We start from the raw sequence: 1446 nt of genomic DNA, 5'->3' as shown, positions 1-1446 counted from the left end.
GCGGAGGGTGCAGGTGCGGAGGCCGGCGGGGAGGCAGGCGCCGTGTTCGCGGCTTGCGCCGCTCCTGCAGCGGCACTGGCGGCTTCGAGCCGGATCAGCACCGCGCCCTCGCCGACCTTGTCGCCCAGGTTGACCAGCACTTCCCTGACCACGCCCGCGGCGGAGGACGGCACGTCCATCGTGGCCTTGTCGGATTCCAGCGTGCAGATCGCATCGTCCACCGCGATGCTGTCGCCGACCTTCACGAACAGCTCGATCACCGGCACCGCATCGAAATCGCCGATGTCGGGCACCTTCACTTCAATCATTTGACTCATCTTCATCACCTCGTGAGGAGTTTCCGGAAGAGGAAGGCGTCGAGGGGAGGAGCTTTTCGCCCCCCGACCCCTCACGCCTCACTCCTCACCGTGTCAGAGCATCACCCGGCGGAAGTCCGCCAGCAGTTGCGCGAGGTACACGTTGAAGCGGGTGGCCAGCGCACCGTCGATGACGCGGTGGTCCGCGGTCAGCGACATCGGCAGCGTCAGGCGCGGCACGAAAGCCTTGCCGTCCCACACCGGCTTCATCACCGACTTGTTCACCCCGAGGATGGCCACTTCGGGCGCATTGACGATGGGTGCGAAGTAGGTACCGCCGATGCCGCCGAGCGAGCTGATCGTGAAGCACGCGCCCGACATGTCGGCCGGGCCGAGCTTGCCGTCACGCGCCTTCTTGGCGAGCGCGCCGGTCTCGGCGGCGATGTCGAACACGCTCTTCTTGTCGGCATCCTTCACCACCGGCACGACCAGGCCGTTGGGGGTGTCGGCCGCGAAGGCGATGTTGAAGTACTTCTTGTAGACCAGGTTGTCGCCATCGAGCGAGGTGTTGAACTCGGGGAACTCCTGCAGCGCGCGTACCGAGGCCTTGATGATGAAGGCGAGCATGGTGAGCTTCTTGCCCGACTTCTCGTACTCCTTGTTCATCTGCACCCGGAAGGCTTCCAGGTCGGTGATGTCGGCGTCCTCGTGGTAGGTCACCGCCGGGATCATCACCCAGTTGCGGGCGAGGTTCTGGCCGGAGATCTTCTTGATGCGCGAGAGCGGCTTGACCTCGATCTCGCCGAACTTGGCGAAGTCGACCTTGGGCCACGGCAGCAGATCCAGCCCGCCACCCAGGCTCGCGCCCGCCGCGGCGGCGGCCGGGGTCTTGCCCGGGACCACGCCGCTCGTCATCGCCGCCTTTATGAAGCCGGCGACGTCTTCCTTGAGGATACGACCCTTGGGACCGGTGGCCTTGACCTGGCCGAGATCGACGCCGAGCTCGCGCGCAAACGCGCGTACCGAGGGGCTGGCATGCACCTTGCCACCGAGCGTGACCGCAGACGGGGCGGCGGGCGAGGCGACCGGCATCGAGGTCGGGGCGCTCGCGCTCGGGCCGCCGTCGGCGAGCGGGGCGGCGCCGGGTGCG

The 1446-nt window shown here is 67.2% G+C and carries 2 protein-coding genes; both read right to left on the bottom strand.

Going from position 1 to position 1446, the window contains the following annotated elements:
- A partial coding sequence (locus tag C665_RS19570; RefSeq protein ID WP_306415023.1) for a biotin/lipoyl-containing protein occupies positions 1-317 on the bottom strand: 317 nt, incomplete at its 3' end.
- Between the two features lie 93 nt (positions 318-410).
- Positions 411-1446 (bottom strand): 2-oxo acid dehydrogenase subunit E2 (locus C665_RS19565; RefSeq protein WP_004329722.1); only part of this gene is annotated, 1036 nt, incomplete at its 5' end.

Source organism: Thauera aminoaromatica S2, assembly GCF_000310185.1.
Classification (GTDB): Bacteria; Pseudomonadota; Gammaproteobacteria; order Burkholderiales; family Rhodocyclaceae; genus Thauera; species Thauera aminoaromatica.
This window is presented reverse-complemented; position numbering and strand designations above follow the sequence as displayed.